Annotated in this window: 14 protein-coding genes; 7 read left to right on the plus strand and 7 right to left on the minus strand. The window is 50.9% G+C overall.

The features are described 5' to 3' along the window. Positions 1–19 precede the first annotated feature (19 nt). Positions 20–691 (minus strand): 3-keto-disaccharide hydrolase, encoded by a 672-nt coding sequence (locus GmarT_RS04305; protein ID WP_149302441.1) that lies wholly within the window; start codon positions 689–691, stop codon positions 20–22. A gap of 234 nt (positions 692–925) precedes the next feature. On the opposite strand from GmarT_RS04305, the gene mtnA reads away from it, so the two are divergent. Next, the gene (gene mtnA, locus GmarT_RS04310) at positions 926–2008 is read left to right on the plus strand and encodes an S-methyl-5-thioribose-1-phosphate isomerase (protein ID WP_002644141.1); all 1083 of its coding nucleotides are present in this window, start codon (positions 926–928) and stop codon (positions 2006–2008) included. An 18-nt stretch (positions 2009–2026) separates the two neighbouring features. Here mtnA and GmarT_RS04315 read toward each other — a convergent pair whose 3' ends face one another. After that, a complete protein-coding gene (locus tag GmarT_RS04315) occupies positions 2027–2731 on the minus strand; it encodes a hypothetical protein (RefSeq protein ID WP_149302442.1) in 705 nt (234 codons plus the stop codon). 479 nt (positions 2732–3210) lie between these two features. Here GmarT_RS04315 and GmarT_RS04320 point away from each other — a divergent pair, with 479 nt between their 5' ends. The 4 genes from GmarT_RS04320 to GmarT_RS04335 all read left to right on the plus strand — a co-directional run bounded on the left by GmarT_RS04320 (position 3211) and on the right by GmarT_RS04335 (position 9948). Beyond that, positions 3211–3828: a hypothetical protein gene (locus GmarT_RS04320; RefSeq protein WP_002644139.1), complete on the plus strand. Its 618-nt coding sequence runs from the start codon at positions 3211–3213 to the stop codon at positions 3826–3828. 449 nt (positions 3829–4277) lie between these two features. After that, positions 4278–6512, plus strand: a complete 2235-nt coding sequence (locus GmarT_RS04325; protein ID WP_002644138.1) for a type II and III secretion system protein family protein — start codon at positions 4278–4280, stop codon at positions 6510–6512. Positions 6513–6670: 158 nt separating this feature from the next. Then, the gene (locus GmarT_RS29380; RefSeq protein ID WP_002644137.1) at positions 6671–7261 is read left to right on the plus strand and encodes a hypothetical protein; all 591 of its coding nucleotides are present in this window, start codon (positions 6671–6673) and stop codon (positions 7259–7261) included. Positions 7262–7731: 470 nt separating this feature from the next. After that, entirely contained in the window at positions 7732–9948 is a 2217-nt protein-coding gene (locus tag GmarT_RS04335; RefSeq protein WP_002644135.1) for a tetratricopeptide repeat protein, read from the plus strand. 25 nt (positions 9949–9973) lie between these two features. On the opposite strand, the gene dnaA is transcribed toward GmarT_RS04335, so the two are convergent. The 4 genes from dnaA to GmarT_RS04355 form a co-directional block, all read right to left on the minus strand. After that, a complete protein-coding gene (dnaA, locus tag GmarT_RS04340) occupies positions 9974–11491 on the minus strand; it encodes a chromosomal replication initiator protein DnaA (protein WP_002644134.1) in 1518 nt (505 codons plus the stop codon). Between the two features lie 348 nt (positions 11492–11839). Next, a complete protein-coding gene (locus tag GmarT_RS04345; protein ID WP_002644132.1) occupies positions 11840–12775 on the minus strand; it encodes a GNAT family N-acetyltransferase in 936 nt (311 codons plus the stop codon). A 125-nt stretch (positions 12776–12900) separates the two neighbouring features. Further along, on the minus strand, positions 12901–13473 hold the full coding sequence (locus tag GmarT_RS04350) for an anti-sigma factor family protein (protein WP_002644131.1): 573 nt from the start codon (positions 13471–13473) through the stop codon (positions 12901–12903). A gap of 3 nt (positions 13474–13476) precedes the next feature. After that, complete coding sequence (locus tag GmarT_RS04355) at positions 13477–14112, minus strand: RNA polymerase sigma factor (protein WP_002644130.1); 636 nt, start codon at positions 14110–14112, stop codon at positions 13477–13479. Between the two features lie 757 nt (positions 14113–14869). Here GmarT_RS04355 and GmarT_RS04360 point away from each other — a divergent pair. After that, positions 14870–15919: an aldose epimerase family protein gene (locus GmarT_RS04360; RefSeq protein WP_198139383.1), complete on the plus strand. Its 1050-nt coding sequence runs from the start codon at positions 14870–14872 to the stop codon at positions 15917–15919. Positions 15920–15962: 43 nt separating this feature from the next. Then, entirely contained in the window at positions 15963–18467 is a 2505-nt protein-coding gene (locus GmarT_RS04365; RefSeq protein ID WP_149302443.1) for a CehA/McbA family metallohydrolase, read from the plus strand. A 6-nt stretch (positions 18468–18473) separates the two neighbouring features. Here GmarT_RS04365 and GmarT_RS04370 read toward each other — a convergent pair whose 3' ends face one another. After that, positions 18474–18734, minus strand: coding sequence for a hypothetical protein (locus GmarT_RS04370; protein WP_002644127.1), 261 nt, complete (start codon positions 18732–18734; stop codon positions 18474–18476). Between the last annotated feature and the right edge of the window lie 102 nt (positions 18735–18836).

Below are 18836 nucleotides of genomic sequence, written 5' to 3' on the forward strand. Positions count from 1 at the left end.
CGAAAATAGGGGGAGGGGCTTACTCGAGTTCTTTGATTCGCAGATTTTTGAACTCGATTTTGGCGCCATGACCACACAGGCAGAGATGACCGGATTCCCGTTTCAGGCCGGGATGATCTTTGCCGTCGATGGTGCCGTTTTTCTTGGCGTCGGTCATATCGAAGTCGACGATGGTTGTGCCATTCAGTGTGACTTTGACTTTATTGCCATCCACCAGCAGTTCCTGGGTGTTCCACTCGCCGACGGGCTTCAGGTGACCGCGTTTGGCAGGGGCCGTTCCATACAGTGAACCGTGATACTGGTATTTCTGCAATTTGGCGTACTTGTCTGCGGTGTCATCCAGAATCTGAATTTCTTTGCCGGCATAAGCTGGACTGGTTTTGGGGTTGAGCGGAACGTGGAATCCGATTCCGTTGTTGGCACCTGGTTCCAGTTTGAAATCGAACCGCAGGACGAAGTTCTTGTACTCCTTGTCGGTGAAAAGGTTTCCACCACTGTCTTTTTTGCTGACCAGCATGCCGTCCTCTGCATAATAACCGTCTGTGGCACCTTGCCAGCCATCCAGGTTTTTACCGTTGAAGATGCTTTTAAAGTCGCTGTCACAGTGTTCTTCAGCGGACAGGGGGGCCGCCAGGCCGAGTACAGCGATCAGGCCAAGTGAGAATAATTTCCGGGCAGTTGTTGGGAGCATAATATTGTTTCCTTGATATTCAGCAGTTGACGGTTAATCAGGAAGGAAAATCCTGTGATATTTAAGGATCTTTAATAAGGCGTGCAGATTTGAGCATACCAAAGTGCAATTACCAGAATCAATGGAAAACCCCGTCAAACCGTTGGGTTTTTTGTTTGAGGTGATTTTGACTAGAATGTGAGTTCGCTTGCAAAACGAATTTCCCATTCCTCTCAGATGGAAGAAACCTGGAATATGAATCTACAGAATCGAATGGCTTCAGATGTCGCAACGATGCGCTGGATTGGTGGAACAGATGGATATCTGCAGATGATCGATCAGACTTTGTTGCCAATGGAGTTTCGTGAAATCGAATGCCGCGATGTGGAGACGGTCTGGGAAGCAATTAAAAAACTGCGTGTGCGCGGCGCGCCGGCGATTGGTATTGCCGCTGCTTACGGTGTGGTAATTGCGTTGCAGACAGGAACCGGTAACGAACGGCCCGACTTTGATCAGCGATTGACCGAAGCGGCGACCTACCTGGCAGAAAGCAGGCCGACAGCAGTGAATCTGTTCTGGGCACTGGATCGCCTGCAGAATCTGGCAGCGAGTTTGCCGGTGCTTTCCAATACGGACATGCATACGCGCCTGCTGGAAGAAGCGAAACGCATTGAACAGGAAGACCTGGAGATGTGTCACAAGATCGGGGAAGTTGGTGCCGAACTGCTTTCCAAAGGGGATGGCGTACTCACACATTGTAATGCAGGCGGGCTGGCGACTTCGGGTGGAGGAACTGCGCTGTCCGTGTTCTTTGAAGCGGCGCGACAGGGAAAAGAGATTCGCGTCTATGCTGATGAAACGCGACCTCTGCTGCAGGGAGCCCGGCTGACCACATGGGAACTGATGCAGCGTAGTATACCAGTCACTTTGATCACCGATTCGATGGCAGGCTGGGTGATGCAGGAGCAGAAAATTCAGGCTGTCGTGACCGGGGCAGATCGCATCGCCGCCAACGGAGATTCCGCCAATAAAATCGGAACCTACTCTGTTGCGTTACTGGCGCGTCTGCATGAGATTCCGTTTTATATTGCAGCTCCCTCCAGCACATTTGACCTGAGCCTGGCCAGCGGTAGTCAGATTCCCATTGAAGAACGGCTGCCGGAGGAAATCACGAATGGTTTCGGGAAACAGACGGCTCCTGTGGGAGTCGATGTCTATAACCCCGCTTTTGATGTGACGCCTGCGAAATATATATCCGGGATCATTACGGAACGGGGGTTGATTCAACCTGTAACAACCGCAGAAGTCGCGCGGGTCCTGACAACAGACGGGTATTAAACAGCGAACGCCCGATTCTCAGCGGTTGATATAGACCGGTTTCTGTTCGTACCCTGGTGAATTGACGGGGTAGGAGTTCTGCAACTGTGGCTGCTGGTATTGCTGCTGATGCTGGGGGCGTTGATATTGCTGCTGCGGTTGAGGCTGCTGATACTGAGGCTGCCGGTATTGCTGCTGCAGTGGTGCTGGTTGCTGATACTGCTGCTGATAGGGCGCCTGTTGCTGGTAGTCAACCGGAATCATGGCCTGCTGAGGTTGATAGTAGGAAGACTTCAGTTCTTCGCGGCGTTCCTGGAAATCTCGTTTACGCTGCTGAATTTCTTCGATATCTTCTTCGCGCGGCGGGAGGGCATAATTTTTCCAGGCTGCCTGCTCATGATAGCGGTTCCAGAAATGCTGCGAATAAGCCAGTTGCGGAGTGATTCCCCAGCCGTTTGCTGTCTGAGTCTGCGAGAGCACATGCCGATAGTTATAAGGCTTGAAATAGTGGTAGCCACTGTAGGGCGAAATTTCCTGAAAGTATCCATGCTGCCACGGGTACTGTGAATCGAATGGAAAGCGTGGGTCGCCGTAGATTCCACCCGTGACTCCGGAACTGGTCATGGGTTGACCGGCTTCGTAAGGGATTGCTTCAGTACCATACGCTCCGTATGCTCCGTCGGAATAAATCGGATCTCCGCCGACAGAAGCTGCGATTGCAATGGCAATTAAAGTTGATGACATATCAAAATCCCTCTTGATCATCAGACAGTCATTCTGATCTGCCTGATGAATTGAATAAACATTCTGTTTTCTCTGGATCCTCTGCGCGAGATATTTCCCCGCTATCCTATTTATCGGAATATCAAAGCGCCTTTCCTTCAGGTTCATCATAAAAATCGCAGGATGTAAATCACATAAGCGCGATACAACCTGCATATTTTTAAATCGGGTTAGTATAACCAGTCAAACTGAACCGGCAGGAACTGCCGAAAGACGGTCTGAAGTATGAAGTTTTGTGTGGAATCGGGTCTCTCCTCAAGAATAGGTTGTACGTTTAAGTATCGACGCGAGTGACTTCAGATCCCACACTGGTCAAGGTCATTTGCGATTACATATAGATCTGACAGAATTGAGCCAGGCGTCCTGCGTTTGTCGGCGAATGTTTTTGCTTTTCATCAGAGATGATGTTTTTGAATACTAACATGAGGTGTGTGAGAGCAATGGGAAATTATAGAAAACTCACGCAAGTGATGGTGCTGCTGACCGTCAGTTGTGTTGCCGTGTATGCAGATGATGTCATCATCCCGGGAGCGGATCTGGGAAAATCAGGCACCCTGCCTCCCCCACCCAGTTCGGTATCACCGGTACCCGATCCTGCTGCCAGTGCCCGGCCTCAAATGCAACAGCAGATGCAGCAACAGCAGATGCAGCAACAGGGTGCTGCCGACCCGGATGCGCTGACTCGACCCGTTCCCGGTTACCAGGGGGGAGGGTATGTACAAGGCGGAAATCAGTACTGGCTGCCTAATAACGTTGTGCCTCAGGTGGGGTCACCTTATTACTATAGTGCGACACAGGGAGCAGGTGGCACGTATGGAATGACCAGTCCCAAAGTAGGCATGCAGGCAGGGCAGACCTGGTATGGAGGTTATAATGAAGCAAATACAGGCATGCAGACTCAGGCGTTAACGGAAGATCCTTATACCAAACATTTTGGTCCTGGGTTTTATCGCTCGAACGAGTATGGTCACTATCGTTTTCCTTCTTACAGTTACAGACGTCCCTGGTATAACCCCGGTGCCCCGACTTATAACCGGGATACGAATTACCGCTGGTAGTTCTCTAAAAATAGCGGAAATTAACACTGGTATGCATATGCTTCAGTGTCTAACCCAGGCCCGATGGTCTGGGTTTTATTTTTAGTCGTAACTAAGTGTTTACCCTTATCTTGGAGTTAAAAAGAGTAAAAATAAGTCGAACCACTCTAATCCTGATTTCATGATTAGCCGATACAAACAATACAAAGTGGTGTGTATCTACCCGAATTGCGTTCGTAGATTTAGAAAAAACAGTGTTTTTCCTCGATTGTTGCAGGAACGTGGTGATCTGATACGTGATTGTAAATACAAAGCAGGTTAAGGATAACCTGTAGTGAGTAAATAGTTGTTATTACTAATTCATAATCATGTCGTTGATAAACCAGGCGCTAATCAGCCCTGGGTACGAGCCTTAGTATAACGCCAAATTACCATTTTCCTGTCTACAGGCAATTGGGGAGCGACAGCGGATGTTCAAGCAGAACTGCCAGGGATCGGCAATTCGAAATTTTGAAACGATTCGTTTTCAAAATGCAATAAAAATCATTGCGATCACCGTCGCGAGTCTCTCGTCGCTTGCTTCCCTTGCGCTGGCTCAGGGTCCCTCAATGCTGCAGGTGCCTCCCCGTTCTCTTCAACGGGGAGGAGGCTCCGCAGCGCCACCGTCTCAGGTGCAACGACAATATGCTCAACCACCTGCGCAAGTTCAACATCGAGTCTCCCCGAGATATCTGCCACAAACTCAGTTTCAGCCCCAGACACAGTATGAATCAGCGCCACAAGGGGTGATACCGATTCAGGACGCAGGCTCTCAGACGAACGGACCTCAAATTCAGATGGTACAGGATACGGGGCGTATTACCCGGAAACCTCTGCCGACTCAGATCCGGTCGACTCCCGGTATTTTTGATGAGATGGAAATCATCATCCGTCGCAGTCAGCTGATCATTACGAATTCACGTATTCGTCGTTATGCGATCGCTGATCCTTCAATAATTGAATTCGTGACGTACTCACCCACAGAAATCTCCATTGTGGGTCTGGAACTGGGAACAACAACCTTAACGTTGTGGTTTGAAGGTGATGACACACCGATTACTTATCTCGTGCATACGATTCAGGATCCCAGCCTGGAAGGTCAGCGGCGGATTGATTACGGAAAGCTGGAACGGAAAATTGCGGTACTCTTTCCGAACAGTAAAGTGTATCTGATCCCTCTCTCACGAAAAATTATTGTCAAGGGAGAGGCCTCTGATGCGACGGAAGCGGCAAACATTCTGTCCGTCATTCGCGGTGAAGTGATCAACTATGAAGGAAACCTGGGGGGACCTCAGCCTTATGGAGCCGGCGGCGCTTATGGGGGCGGTTATGGTGCAGCAGGGGGTGTGCTGGATGGAATAGGAAACAATGGCTACGCCTCTTCATTTATTGTCAACATGTTAGAGATCCCGGGTGAATTCCAGGTGATGATCCATGTGACGATAGCGCAAATGAACCGTACGATGATGAGGCAGCTGGGTGTGGATTTGAGTGTGCTGTTTGACGGTGGTCGACAGTTTCTGGGATCATCAATGGGGGGAGTTCCTTCCACCTTGACGGGTATCTTTGAAGCCGGTGAAGTGAATGTTCTGATCAATGCGCTGGCCCAGAATGGTACGACCAAAATTATGGCCCGCCCGACTTTAACGGTCCTGAGTGGTCACTCGGCGAGCTTTCTGGCCGGGGGTGAGTTTGCGGTTCCGACGATTGTGGGCGTTGGCGGTGCGCAGGGAACTTCAACAACATTCCGCGGTTTTGGTACCTCCATTGTCGTGACGCCGATTGTGATTGATAAAGATCTGATTCGGATGCGAATTGTGCCGGAATACAGCCAGATTAACGATGGCAACTCGGTACAGGGAATTCCCGGATTGAATTCGCGTAGAGCACAGACGACGGTCGAGTTACGCGAAGGGCAGACCATTGTTCTGGCCGGTTTATTCGGACACGATTCTTCAACCGGGGTGACTCGTATTCCCTGGCTGGGAGAAATTCCGCTGGTGGGCAGCTACCTGTTCAGTTCAAAACAGTCGAGTCAGGGAGAGTCGGAATTGCTGATTACGGTAACTCCACAACTCGTGAGACCAATGGAAGAGGATGAAGTTCCTCCCTATCCTGGTTTTGAAGTGACAGTACCTCAGGATAAAGAATTGTATAAATACGCAATGACAGAAGGGGCTCCGGACACAGCCGTCTATCAGTTGCAGCCTTATGGTCGCGGTGCCGGCCAGGGAATTGAAGTAGGTTACCAGCCGTTCAACCCGGCTCCTGCTTCACCCTACTATCCACCCGCGGCGACCGGAACCTACCAGCAGGGGCCTGCCGCACTACCGGTTCCCCAGTCGCGTGGCTCATTCCCGACGCAGCCGGTGAATCCACGAAATCCAGCACACTCGAATCAACATCAACCATTACCTCCGCCACCAGCGCCTGCGGCCAGTAATGGACCTCAGGCATATGCACCCGGACAATATCAGGGGGCCCAAGTACCACAGCGTTCTGGCAGATTTACGCAAATGATCAAGAACCGGTTCCAGAATAATTCTGCTGAGAGCCAGAACAATTCGTTTATCCAGCCTGCAGGTTACGTCGATCCGCAAATGAGACGTGCCTCAGCGGAACCGAAACCTGCTCAATCCAGATTTTCCCTGTTTGGTGGGGAGTAAGGATTCAGCTCTGATTTTAGACTGACATCGGAAAGCTTACAGCGAACTGATGTCGCAATGAAATTTTAATAATCGCGATACGAGTCTTCTTCCGGGAGACGCTTTCGTACTTTTAATATCCAGGCAGTGACTACGTTGTCGTAAAACGACTGAGGGACATGATGGCCCGTTTTTCAATCTTTCAAAAACTGATTCTGACATCCAGCTGTATACTGCTGGTTGCCGGTTGCTGCCGCTGGGGAGGCGGTGGAGGCAACTGGGGCATGCATAAACGATCTTTTGCTATTCCCGATGTTTATCCCCTGGGAAGTGTGAACCGTGCGCATTATCACACGATGGAATCGAATGCGGAAGCGGTTGATTTTATTATCAATCGCAATGAATTTATTGATAACAGTGCCGAGCTGACGACAAACGGAAAAGATCATATTCTCGAAATCGGCGCCCGCATGCGTAGTGCGCCCTATCCTGTGATCGTCGAACGTAGTGATAACAACTATGCTCCGGAACTGGACGCCTATCGGCGTCAGCTGGTGGCCCGCATTCTGACCGATCTGGGTAATCAGGACGCCGACCAGCGGACCATTGTCTCGACTCCCTACGGGCGATCCCTGAATTCACGCGAAGCAGAAATCGACTACTATCGGTTCATCTCGACGCGGGGCGGTGTAGGCGGTGGATTCGGCGGCGGCGGTGGCGCCGGTGGTGGATTCGGCGGTGGTGGTGGTGGCGGGGGCGTTGGATTTTAATCGATTTTAAGCTCACCTTACACCAAAATCATTGAAATACAGATACAGAAACGCCGCAGCAGATTCTATGTTGCGGCGTTTTAAGTTTTTAAATAGAAGTGGTTTATGCAAATTTGGTGGCGATTGAGAATGGCTTGGATTGCCGAGATCAGCCAGTTTCGATCCCCATTCGAAAATTCGTATCGACATGATTCCGCGATCGGCATAGAATCCGCGCCTGATACCTTTCTCTCTCATATCTATTCCTACCAAATCACAATATCACATTTCTCCGCTTTCAATCGATGGGCTGAGTTTCAGGCTGCTGGTATTTCCGTCAGAAAAGATCTGATTTTTCCGATCAGACTTCTGGAATTCCCGTTGCCGATTCTGGTCATGATTGAGGGCACTTAGTCCATTTCAAATTGAGTCGAATTAAACTGAGCGATCTTCCCTCGCTGAATCAAGGTTGATACCCGATGAAAGCTCGAATGTTTCAACATCTCGCAGTCCTGTCCTGCTGTTTTCTCTTATTCAATGGCTGTCAGTCCGGTTCTTTTGCGAGGAGTTTACAGCCCTCTGATGACCTGGCACAAAATGCTTCAGAGAAAAAGAGCGAGTCAGACATCCAGAAGAAACTGAGAGTCGCCATGGCAGAGGAGCGGAAAAAAGGTCGTATGGACCGGCGCAAACGGAATGGAGAACTGGGTGATACGGAACAGTTGGCAGAGATTCCGATCCTGGATCAGAAAATCAATAAATCCCCTGCTCTGGCAGAGTCCAAGGCACTGCCGATCAGTTCTCCGCAGACAGCACCTACGCAAGTAGCGGGAGCGACAATACAGCAGGAATTGAGTCTGGCCTACGATGCGGATCGGTCAGGGAACCTGGAAAAAGCACAAGGCTACTACCAGCGTGTACTGGTGATGGATCCCAATCATTTTGAAGCCTTGCATCGACTGGCAATCATTGAGGATAAAAAGAAAAACTTTCCCGCGGCAGAAGCGTATTACCTGAAAGCATTGAAACTGGATCCTGGCAACGTCAATCTGCTGAGTGATATCGGCTATTCGTATATGTTGCAAGGACGGGACGACTACGGTGAAAAATATCTAAGGGAAGCACTCAAATACCAACCCCGTCACACGCGTTCGCTCGATCACCTGGGCTGGTACTATGGTCGCACGGGGCAATATGACCAGGCGCTGGCCCTGTTTCGGATGACCAGCGATGAAGCACAGGCGCGGCAGAAATTTGCTCAACTGTTCCCCGGGGTCAATCCCGAGATGAGTCTTGCCCAGTCTGGAACGACACAACACAACGTGCAGCGGGTTGCACCTGCGAATCTGTCATCCGGCATTCAACCGGTAGAACAGGTCCAGACAGAACAGCAACAGCCAGTTCAATATGCAACGGGCCAGAACGGGATTATGCAATACCAGGGACAACCAACTGCGCCTGCCATGAATCAGTCAGGGCTGAATCCAACTCAGCAGATCGCAGAAATGATGAGACGCGAACGGGAAAAAGCGGTTCAGACCCGTGATGCCGGCCAGGAACTGCCTGCCATCAGTCCTCAGCGATCAATGATATCACCGCCCGCCAGTGCGCCTCAGAATCCATTACCTTATCAGGACAATCGTCAGCATCTGGTTCATGCTCCTCAGCCTGCTCCTCAGCAGTATGCAGATCCTGACGTACAGATTCAGGCATGGCCTCCCGCGGGAGATCCTGAAATCAGCCAGGCCGTTGATGCTTCCAATTACTGGGCCATGAAGGAGCAGCAGCAGAATCAACCCGTGCAGCAGACACGACAAAATCAATCTCTGAACCAGCAATACCAGAATCAGGCAGGACAGAACTTTCCTCAGGCGCAGCAGGGACAAAACCAGAACATGCCTTATGGGAGCAACATGTCTGGTCAGCAACAGATGCCACAGCAACGATTACCCGTTAATATGCCTCAGGCGGGACAACCCATGCATGGCAATCAATACCAGGTTCCGGGACAGTTTCCCGATTATCGCATTAATTCGACTCAACAGAATCTGAATACGGAACATCAATATTCAGAGAACCTGCAGCAGAATGCAGATCAGGTACAGATGCGAGAAGCAGCAAGAACTGGAATGAACGCCGGCCCCGGCCAGATGTTCCCGGTCGCGGAGGCACAACAGACGGCAGACGGTAATGCACCTTTAAGGAGTCCGCAGATGCAGGTCGGTACATTGATACCGGCATCGGCCCAGGTTCCTCAGCAGAATGTCTTTCAGCCGGGCGGCAAGAATATTCGCCAGGTGCAGTTTGATCAGCCAGCCTATCAGCAGCAACAGCAGTCAATCGGTGGTGTGCGGCAGGCGGGTTATGAATATTCGAATCAACCTGTCTCGCAGAATGGATACCAGGGACAGGGTATGCAACCCGTGCAGAATGCCGGAGGCTTTCCCCAGTTTCCTTCGGAGCTTCCTCAATCAGCCATGTATTCCACCAATCCGGCTTTCGCTCCGGCGAACATGCGGACCACAGCCGGAGATTTACAGCAGGGTGCACAACAGGGCGCTTATCAGGCAAGTCAACAGTCAGCAGACCAGAATCGGCAGGGACTCATGAATCCGAATCAGAATCAACCTGCTCCCTCCCGGTTCCAGTGGGGAGCACAGCCTGTCCCGGTACCAGGTCAGTACTCTAATCCTCAGAGCCGATATTAAATCGGTCACACTTAACGTGGGCTGATTAACTGGCCAGCAGTTGCTGCTCCAGAGATTCGATGATTTCTTCGGTGGACCAGTCCTGTAATGCGACCCGGATTGAATCCTGGTTTTTGAGCCATTGACGAACTTTTTTCTCGGCAAACATCACCGTGCTGTGATTGCGGCCTCCGAAGAAGTCTCCGATTTCACTGTAGGCAGCCTGAGTCAGTTTCCTGGCAAGGAACATGGCCAGCATGCGTGGCTGGCTGACATTTCTGGAACGGCGAGACGATTTCAGATCGGCTTCTGATATCCCAAACGTCGTGCAGACGATCTGTTTAATGTCATCCATTTTAATAATACGGATGCAGTCCCGTTCGAGGTCGGCCAGAACCTGGCGCGCCATGGTTGTGGTGATCTTCTGCTTTGTCATCACATGCCAGGTCTGCAGGCAGTTCATGGCACCTTCCAGTTCCCGTACATTATGCGAGAAGCGTCTGGCAACATACTCCAGTGCGCCATCGGTAATCGGAGTTTTTAGCTGTAAGGCACGCTGGCGGGCGATCTGCAGTCGCAGTTCTGTCTCCGGTGATTCCACCCGGCAGACAAGTCCTGAAAGAAAACGGGTTGTGAGTTCTTCACTCATTTTCGTTAACAGGCGGGGGTGCCGGTCGGAGGAAAAGATCAGTTGTCTGCCATGGCTTTCCAGGTGTTTGATCGTGTGTAACAGTTCTTCCTGAAAGTTGTGTTTGGATTCGAAAAAGTCGATGTCATCAATGATCAGAACATCCACGTTTCGAAACCGCTGGCGAAAACCAGGCAGAGATCGTTCCTGCAATGCTTTGGAAAAGTAGTTCCCGAACGACTCTGCTGTCAGAAACACAACCTGCAGGGAAGGGTACTGCTGACGGATTTTACGATAGAATCCTTCCAGGAGATGTGTCTTACCCAGGCCGACTCCGCCGTGGATGAACAGTGGGTTATATAGAGCCCCTGGCTGTTCGCTCGCCTGCTGTGTCGCCATATAGGCTAGTTGATTCGATTTTCCAGTGATGAAGGTCGACAGATCAGCAAAGCGTCTTCCTTTATAAGGAGCCGGTTGCGTCGGTTTGTGACCGCCATCGATGCGCTCTGATTTCTGATCGGAATTCGTCAAAGACTTGCGGTCCGCGGTTTCCGCAGTCACTCTAGCAGCGTCAGCCTGTCCTTTCGAACTCAGTTCCTGACGGGCCAGCACCGGATCGACTTCAAAGCGATATTCAGCTGCAGGGCCGATACAGGCGATCGCCGTTGCGTTGATCTCGGAGGAAAACTTTTTCTGCATCCAGGTCAGTAAGAACGGGCTGGCCACTCCCATGATGAGGAGATTGGCTTCCAGCTTTAGACTGACTTTTCCTGCGAACCAGTTCTGGTAACTGCGCTGACCGACTTGTTGTGCCAGCAATCGAAAGACTGCTTGCTCGTCTGATTCGGTTGTAACAGGCCCCAGCTTGGCTTCCGTTGGTCGCCCGGCTGATTCAGCACAAAGCGTACCCTCCACTGCCAAAGACGTGGGTTGCATCTTGCACCCTCCCCCCGCGCGCAACATCTCCACCCATAATACGGGAAAGAGCGAAATCCTGCTCGTTCCGTATCGATCATGGTTGTGAGGTATATAAAGAAATGATGCGCTAAAAAGCTCCATTGTTTGCGGCGCCGAAAAGATTTAAGGCATTGGTCTTCGTCGACGCTGCGTTTACTCATTCAGTGGGACTGATACTAGCTTGAATCCTCAGAGAGTCAAACAGAAACGCGGCGGATTTTTTACAGAATTTTCAGACCGAAATCAAAAGCTGTTTTACCAGCAGAAAATCACAGTTTTGGTCAAAAAAATATTTACCAGACTCATCATCCGCGTGTTCAAAACATGTTAATGAATTTTCGGTTTTTTTTCTGAAAATTGCGAACGCATGCGCGCATGCACGCTTAATGTGTTCTGTCTGATAAAACCAGAATCTTCATAAATCTTTATCGCATAAGAATTTTTGTGATCGACGGCAAGCATTAGAGCGGATTGATGATGGGCCAGCGCCTGTTGCAGGCCAAATTCGATAAAGGCGGCACCATATCCTTTACCACGTTGTTCCGGCGCGACTCCCATGTAGACCACTTCCCAGAGTTGATCGGCCCGATGCTCGGATAACAACAGCACTCCCAGGTCGGTATTATCATGTTGAAACAGATACCAGTGCTTCTGATCAGAATCACCCGAACTGCGATGGGATTCCAGAGATTCTTCGGCAGTACGGCAGTGATTGAGAGCCGGACAGTCGAATGAGAACCGGTGTGTCTGATCCAGCATTTTCAGAAAACGCGGTCGGTTTGTCTGTTCATCAAAGGGGACGCACTGGATGTGTTCCGTCTCCAGCAACCCCTGGCCTGGCACGTTGGTCAGCGGGTGTCGCATGAACAGCAGATTTGTCAGATGAGGGAATCCATTTTGTGTCAATAACCGTCTCAGGTTCAGTTGCCCGGGTTCGAGCAGGGCCTGCCCGATACTGACTTCAGACTGGTCGATGCGGGCCGCCATCTCCTGCAGTAACGCTGAGGCGCAATCAGTGCGTGATGTAAAGGGTGGCCAGAAAAATGCCGTTGCCGCATCCGTAAATATCAGGACGCCTGCTCCCAGCAGTGTTTCGTTCTCGCGCGCCACCAGCAGCTGTTTGTGACCGTTCTGATCGGCTTTGATCGTTTCGAGAAACTCTCTGATCTGCCGGTCCTGATCAACTTCTGCTGCATCAGTAAAGATGAGAGCGGATGCTTCAGGCCACTCTTCCGGTGAGGCTTGTGAGACGGTGATCGACATAAGCAGAGTTCATTTCCTGAGACAGAGACATGCCACCTGGTTGATGAAGGGATGTGACTTTGCTGATATCATAAAAAAAAGGCTGGTCGATTGACCAGCCTGAGTTCAGGAATGAGGTGTTGAACTTAGAATTTAACCGAATGTAACTGGTGAGTGTTTACAGAATCGTGCCGGAGACGAGGTAACTCGTATCCATAAGGGTTCATCTGACGTTCCAGCGACTGTTTTGACGACGAGTCCCACTGCTGATCGGAAAAATCGCGGAGGGGATTACTGCCTGCATTCATAAAATTGTGATTCACGTTGGGATTCAGCGGATGAATCGATTCCGTAGCAGGAGCAAATGGCTGTTGCTCTAATCGCGGTTTATTGGTAACCAGCATGAGAGCCAGACAGCAGGCAACCGTTGTCAGTGTCGGCAGCAGCACATTAAATCGCGTCGGTCTGTTTTTCCGGCGACGGGCGGCAATTTTTGCAGACACCTGCGGCCAGACACTATCCTGCAAAGAAGGAACCGGAGCACTGTCAAACTGGTTTTGCAGTGCCTCGTAGCTTTTTTGCAGCTGTTCATATTGTGAGCGACATTGCTCACAGTTTTTAAGTTGTTTTTCGAGTAGTTTGAGCTCGGCGTCCGACAGATCGTTTCCGACTGCCAGAGCGACTCGCGATTTCAAACCGTTACATTGTGCGCAGTACATGTCTTATTGTTCCTTGCCCGACATGGAGCTTTCTACATTTTGACGATTAGACCACAGTTTCTGAAAACGGTTTCTTGCTTCAGCCAGCCGCCAGCGAATGGTTGCTTCTTTTCGGTCCAGGATTGCAGCGATTTCTGATGTGGAAAAATTCTCAAGATCACGCAATACGAGCACCGTTCGATACTTTTCAGGAATTTCTTCAAGGATTGCCTGAACTTCCTGATTGATATCAAGCTTGTTCCTTGGATCCGGTACTGAAGGATCGAAAGGAGTATCCGATGGACTGTCACTGAATAACAGCCACCAGCCTCTTCGCTTTTGTTTACGCAGATAATCCAGAGCCTGATTGACCCCGATCCGGAACAGCCAGGGACCAAATCTCCTGGATGTATCGAATTGATCAAGACGTTCATAGCTCTTCAGGAATGTATCCTGTGCCAGATCTTCTGCCAGGTCCGGGCTTTTGACGAACTGAATCAGCACACGAATCAATCTGCGCTCATAACGCAGGACTAACTCGCCAAATGCGCTGTCGTCTCCCTTGCGAGCTGCTTCTACCAGACGGGCATCACTTGTTACGCCCCCCGAAGGTAAAGAATCTCGTTCCTCAATTTTTTTATCGACCATTTCTAACTGCATGTCTACCTCCCCTCTCCGCGTTATTTGACACGCTCTGTTTATTACTACGCCAGAGAGAGGAGAAATGATGGGAATTTAGTAAAGATTCTGGAATAGAATTAAATATTCTCCAAATCAATTCGCCTGTCTTTAATTATACCCCTCTCACATTTGTTTTGGGGAGGATTCCGTGATTCTATCTTAATATGTTGTAAAGTATTTTAATATAATTGTTTATGGCGTTTGTTAACATCAATGTCTTGAAATATTAACCCAAAATTAGTGTCCGGGCGAATAGATAAGTTTTCACCAGATTGCGAATGCCTCGAATCGAACAAAGTCTGTTGATGTTTCCAGAAGCGGAATCTCTTTTTTATCTCAGACCGAGCCAGGTTTTTTGAGCCTGTGAAGCAACTCGCTCAATTTGCCCGGCGGACTCCTTCCGTTCCACAGCCGAAGATTCGTCGACCGGGTCACTTTCCGGTATGCAATTCAATCTGGGAAGCCTGCTACCCTGTCTGGGAAAGGAGCAGGTAAGCGATCTTCTTTCTGCATTACATTTGCATGGGGATTTGTTATTCTGGTCTGGAGAGACATTCGGACTGAGCCTGTCAATTACATCCCGTCGGTAGCGAGAGGACTTTTAATGATGCAACGGAAATATTGGAGTGGAATCATCAGCGCTTTAATTCTGCTTTCAGGTTGTTCAGAGGAAAAGTCTCCTTCTCCTGACTCCAGAAAGGCCGCTTCAGATCAAACCAGTGCGAAGGATGCAGACATGAATACCGGAAGTGAATATCAGTTGACCGTTCAGGAAGAGCCGTATGGAACCACCGCGGATGGTCAGGAGATTACTCAGTTTCTGCTGTCGAATAAAAAAGGGACGAGCGTCAATATCATTAACTATGGTGCGATCGTGACCTCGGTGTATCTGCCCGACAAAGAAGGGACATCAGAAAATATTACGCTGGGGTTTGATTCGCTGGCTGCGTATGAAAATAAAGGCCCTTATTTCGGTGCCATCTGTGGTCGTTATGCCAATCGAATCAAGGACGGAAAATTCTCTTTAAACGGAAAAGAGTATCAACTGGCTCAGAATATTCCTCCCAATCATCTGCACGGCGGGGAATCGGGCTTTGATAAGAAGGTCTGGGCCGCAGAAAGTTTCAGTACGAAAGACGAAGTCGGCGTGCGGTTGAGCCTGGTCAGCCCGGACGACGAAGAAGGGTATCCGGGTAAGCTGACATTAAAAGTCATCTATTCGCTGAATAACAACAACGAACTGAAAATTGATTATACCGCGACCAGCGATCAGGAAACTCCCATCAATGTGACCAACCACTGTTACTGGAATCTGGCCGGTGAAGGTAAGATTCTGGATCATGAACTGGTTCTCAACTGTGACCAGTATCTGCCTGTGACAGACGAAGCGATTCCGACGGGTGAGCTGAAGTCGGTCAAAGGCACACCCATGGATTTCACGTCTGCACACAAAATTGGTGAGCGGATCGATCAGGTCGCAGGGGGCTACGATCATTGCTGGGTCGTTAATTCCAGTGAAAAGAAGCCTGCATTCTGTGCGCGGGTCAAAGATCCCGGGTCGGGCCGCGTGATGGAAGTTTACACGACCGAACCGGGCGTGCAGTTCTATACCGGGAACTTTCTGGATGGCACACCCGCCAGTGGAGGTTATCCGAAAAATGGCGGGCTCTGCCTGGAAGCACAGCATTTTCCGAATTCGCCCAATCAGCCGGAGTTCCCCAGTACGATTCTCAAACCAGGCCAGGTTTACGAACAGACCACCATCCATAAATTTTCCGTAGAGTAGAAACAGCAGTTGCCTGCCGTGCTCTGCATTTGACGGGGACAGTATGATGAACGCCGAACGTACTGCTTCTGACAGGAACCCAAGACACCTGATGTGCCTGGTTTTCCTGATTGTGTGCCTGTTATTCTGTGCGTCAACTGAACTACAGGCGGAGTCTCCTGCAGTAGAAAAAGTGGAAGGACAGCCGCTGGCAGCAAATGTGAAACGGCTCATTTCCGCGCTCGACTATCTGGGGGCACCGTTACCCGCGCCGCTGGTTCAGAAACTCAATACTGCCTGCGATCAACGGGATGCTGCTACGATTCAGAAGTTACTCGATTCGGAAGTCTTGTGCCTCGTTTCGCTGAACCCGGAAGTACGGACGAAAGTCGCACGCGGACCCGCTGTTGCTGTGCTGCAGCAGGGAGGCTTTACGCCGTTCGTGGTGAAGGTGGTCAATCACAGTACGGTGACCCGGCAGTTGCAGATTTCCAGCCCCCAGGCAGGTCCTGTCTATTCGGGAGCCGCATTGAATTCACTCAAGCGGCAGGCGCAACCGGAATTGAACCGGAACGAAAACAAAGCCGGCGCGACAGATCGTTTTCTGGAAGTCGAACTGTTTCAGGCAAGCCCGATGACCGTCAAGCTGAGTGGCCTGGAAGTCGAGTATGTACTCGCCCTGATTTACTGTCATGAGTCAGGAAAACGGGAAGCCACGCTGGCTTTCGATGTGGGAGCGGGTACGCAGGACCTTGGTTTTCGGGGTGAGGTGCCGGTCCTGTTTGATGTGCGGCCTGCTGTGCCTGTCAAACTATCCATATTAGACTTTGATGGAAAACCTACTGCAGCGCGGCTGCTGTTTCGTGATTCACAGAAACGCGTCTATCCCCTGCAGGCCAAACGGCTGGCTCCCGATTTCTTTTTTCAACCCCAGATCTATCGGCAGGATGGCGATACCGTGATGCTGCCTGCCGGCGAACTGGAAATGGAGTATAGTCGCGGCCCGGAATATCAGAGACTGACTCGCAAGGTCAAGATCTCCGCAGAGGAAGAGCAGACACTGGAAGTGAGTCTGAAACGCTGGGTGAACCCGCGCGCGTTCGGCTTTTACTCCGGTGATCATCACATTCATGCCGCCGGCTGTGCCCATTACGATAATCCTACTAAAGGAGTCACGCCTCAGGACATGTTCAATCAGGTCAAGGGGGAAGGTTTGAATGTAGGTTGTGTTCTGACCTGGGGTCCCTGCTTTGATGTCCAGCGCCAGTTTTTTGCTTCGACGGCAGACCGCGTCAGCGAGCCCCTGACCCTGCTCAAGTATGACCTGGAAATCAGCGGCTTCGGATCTGCTGCCCTCGGGCATGTCTGTCTGTTGAACTTACAGAATCAGACATATCCCGGCACTCTGGGAACCACGACAGGCTGGCCCAGCTGGACGGTGCCCGTGCTGCGCTGGTGTAAAGAGCAGGGGGGCGTGACCGGCTTTCCTCATTCGGCATTGCGCGTCAATCCACCCCTCGCGGCACAACGGTTAATCCGGGAACTGGATCAGGACAAATCGAAAACGCTCAATCCGGAAGAAGCAGCAGCAGGACTTCTACCCGCTGCCTTTCCAGTGATCGACGCGGATGGGAACCGGCAGTTAACACTGGATGAATTAACGCAGGCACTGGAACAGGCTGCCGACCAGCTGCCGAACCTGGCGGTTCCCGAAATGAACGGGGGCGGGGCGATGGAAATCTGCGTCAGTACGGCGGAAGGGGTCTGTGACTTTATCAGCGCCATGGATACCGAACGCATACCGGAATGGAATACCTGGTATCATATCTTGAACTGCGGTTTTCCTCTGAAGGTCAGTGGCGAAACCGACTTTCCCTGCATGAGCAGTCGGCGGGTCGGACAAGGGCGCGTCTACGTGCAACTCGGGCAGCAGTCTGAAGTAGATTTCACTCAGTGGTGCCAGGGAATCAGGCAGGGACGCAGTTATGTTTCAGACGGCTATGCGCATGCACTCGAATTTCTGGTCAATGATGTCGCGCCCGGTTTTGAGGACATTCAACTGGAACTGCCGGGCAAGGTGAAGATCACAGCGAAAGTCGCCTTTGCGCCGGAAACGCCGCGGGCGGTGGCCTACGGTCTGCTTGATCCCCCTGAAGGCCGCCGGGCAGCGGGAGACACGCGTGTGTTACATGCACCTCGTCATTCCGAATATGTGACCGCCGGCAAACGCCTTGTGGAAATCGTTATGAATGGAAGCGTCGTGGGACAGCAGACGGTTCCCGCCGATGGAAAAATCCATTCCCTGCAGTTTGATGTTCCAGTAGAAAAGAGCAGCTGGATTGCCCTGCGTCAGTTTCCTCAGCTGCACACCAATCCGGTGAATGTCATCGTGGCGAATCAGCCGATTCGGGCCTCGCGCGAAAGTGCGCTCTGGTGTGCGGAGACCATCAAGCTGCTCTGGAAAAATCGCCATCTGAAAATCGCAGAATCAGAACGGAAGACAGCCGGGCAGACGTACCAGCGGGCCATTCAAACGTATCTCCAGCGTGCGGAAGCTGCAGTGAATTGACGTGGCTTACTTGCGACGCTTGGGTACGCGAACAACCACTTTCTGACGCTGATCGCGTAACCGCTGCATGAATTTTTTTCCGCCAATCAACAGGCCGATAATCGCAGCAATAATGATAAAAGGAATCACGTGAACCGGTTCTGTCAGATAATGCAAAATTCCATTGGGATTGACGGTTTCTTGTGCTCCGTGTCCCGGATGAGCAAACAGTTGCGGGCACTGGACCAGTGTAAACAGCATAACCAGTGTCAGTTTGAATCGGTTCATTTCAAAACTCTTTCTGAATACAGAGACGGCAGTTTATCACTCTGACTGCCCGGCCGGTTATTCTAGGAGAATCCCGTCTCAGACTCAAGAGTCGAAGTGGGA

The sequence above is a fragment of the Gimesia maris genome, assembly GCF_008298035.1.
GTDB lineage: Bacteria > Planctomycetota > Planctomycetia > Planctomycetales > Planctomycetaceae > Gimesia > Gimesia maris.

What these genes read in the sequence shown, in the direction of transcription:
- GmarT_RS04305 (WP_149302441.1), bottom strand. Translation starts at nt 691, where the DNA reads ATGCTCCCAACAACTGCCCGGAAATTATTCTCACTTGGCCTGATCGCT.
- mtnA (WP_002644141.1), top strand. Translation starts at nt 926, where the DNA reads ATGAATCTACAGAATCGAATGGCTTCAGATGTCGCAACGATGCGCTGG.
- GmarT_RS04315 (WP_149302442.1), bottom strand. Translation starts at nt 2,731, where the DNA reads ATGTCATCAACTTTAATTGCCATTGCAATCGCAGCTTCTGTCGGCGGA.
- GmarT_RS04320 (WP_002644139.1), top strand. Translation starts at nt 3,211, where the DNA reads ATGGGAAATTATAGAAAACTCACGCAAGTGATGGTGCTGCTGACCGTC.
- GmarT_RS04325 (WP_002644138.1), top strand. Translation starts at nt 4,278, where the DNA reads ATGTTCAAGCAGAACTGCCAGGGATCGGCAATTCGAAATTTTGAAACG.
- GmarT_RS29380 (WP_002644137.1), top strand. Translation starts at nt 6,671, where the DNA reads ATGATGGCCCGTTTTTCAATCTTTCAAAAACTGATTCTGACATCCAGC.
- GmarT_RS04335 (WP_002644135.1), top strand. Translation starts at nt 7,732, where the DNA reads ATGTTTCAACATCTCGCAGTCCTGTCCTGCTGTTTTCTCTTATTCAAT.
- dnaA (WP_002644134.1), bottom strand. Translation starts at nt 11,491, where the DNA reads ATGCAACCCACGTCTTTGGCAGTGGAGGGTACGCTTTGTGCTGAATCA.
- GmarT_RS04345 (WP_002644132.1), bottom strand. Translation starts at nt 12,775, where the DNA reads ATGTCGATCACCGTCTCACAAGCCTCACCGGAAGAGTGGCCTGAAGCA.
- GmarT_RS04350 (WP_002644131.1), bottom strand. Translation starts at nt 13,473, where the DNA reads ATGTACTGCGCACAATGTAACGGTTTGAAATCGCGAGTCGCTCTGGCA.
- GmarT_RS04355 (WP_002644130.1), bottom strand. Translation starts at nt 14,112, where the DNA reads ATGCAGTTAGAAATGGTCGATAAAAAAATTGAGGAACGAGATTCTTTA.
- GmarT_RS04360 (WP_198139383.1), top strand. Translation starts at nt 14,870, where the DNA reads ATGAATACCGGAAGTGAATATCAGTTGACCGTTCAGGAAGAGCCGTAT.
- GmarT_RS04365 (WP_149302443.1), top strand. Translation starts at nt 15,963, where the DNA reads ATGATGAACGCCGAACGTACTGCTTCTGACAGGAACCCAAGACACCTG.
- GmarT_RS04370 (WP_002644127.1), bottom strand. Translation starts at nt 18,734, where the DNA reads ATGAACCGATTCAAACTGACACTGGTTATGCTGTTTACACTGGTCCAG.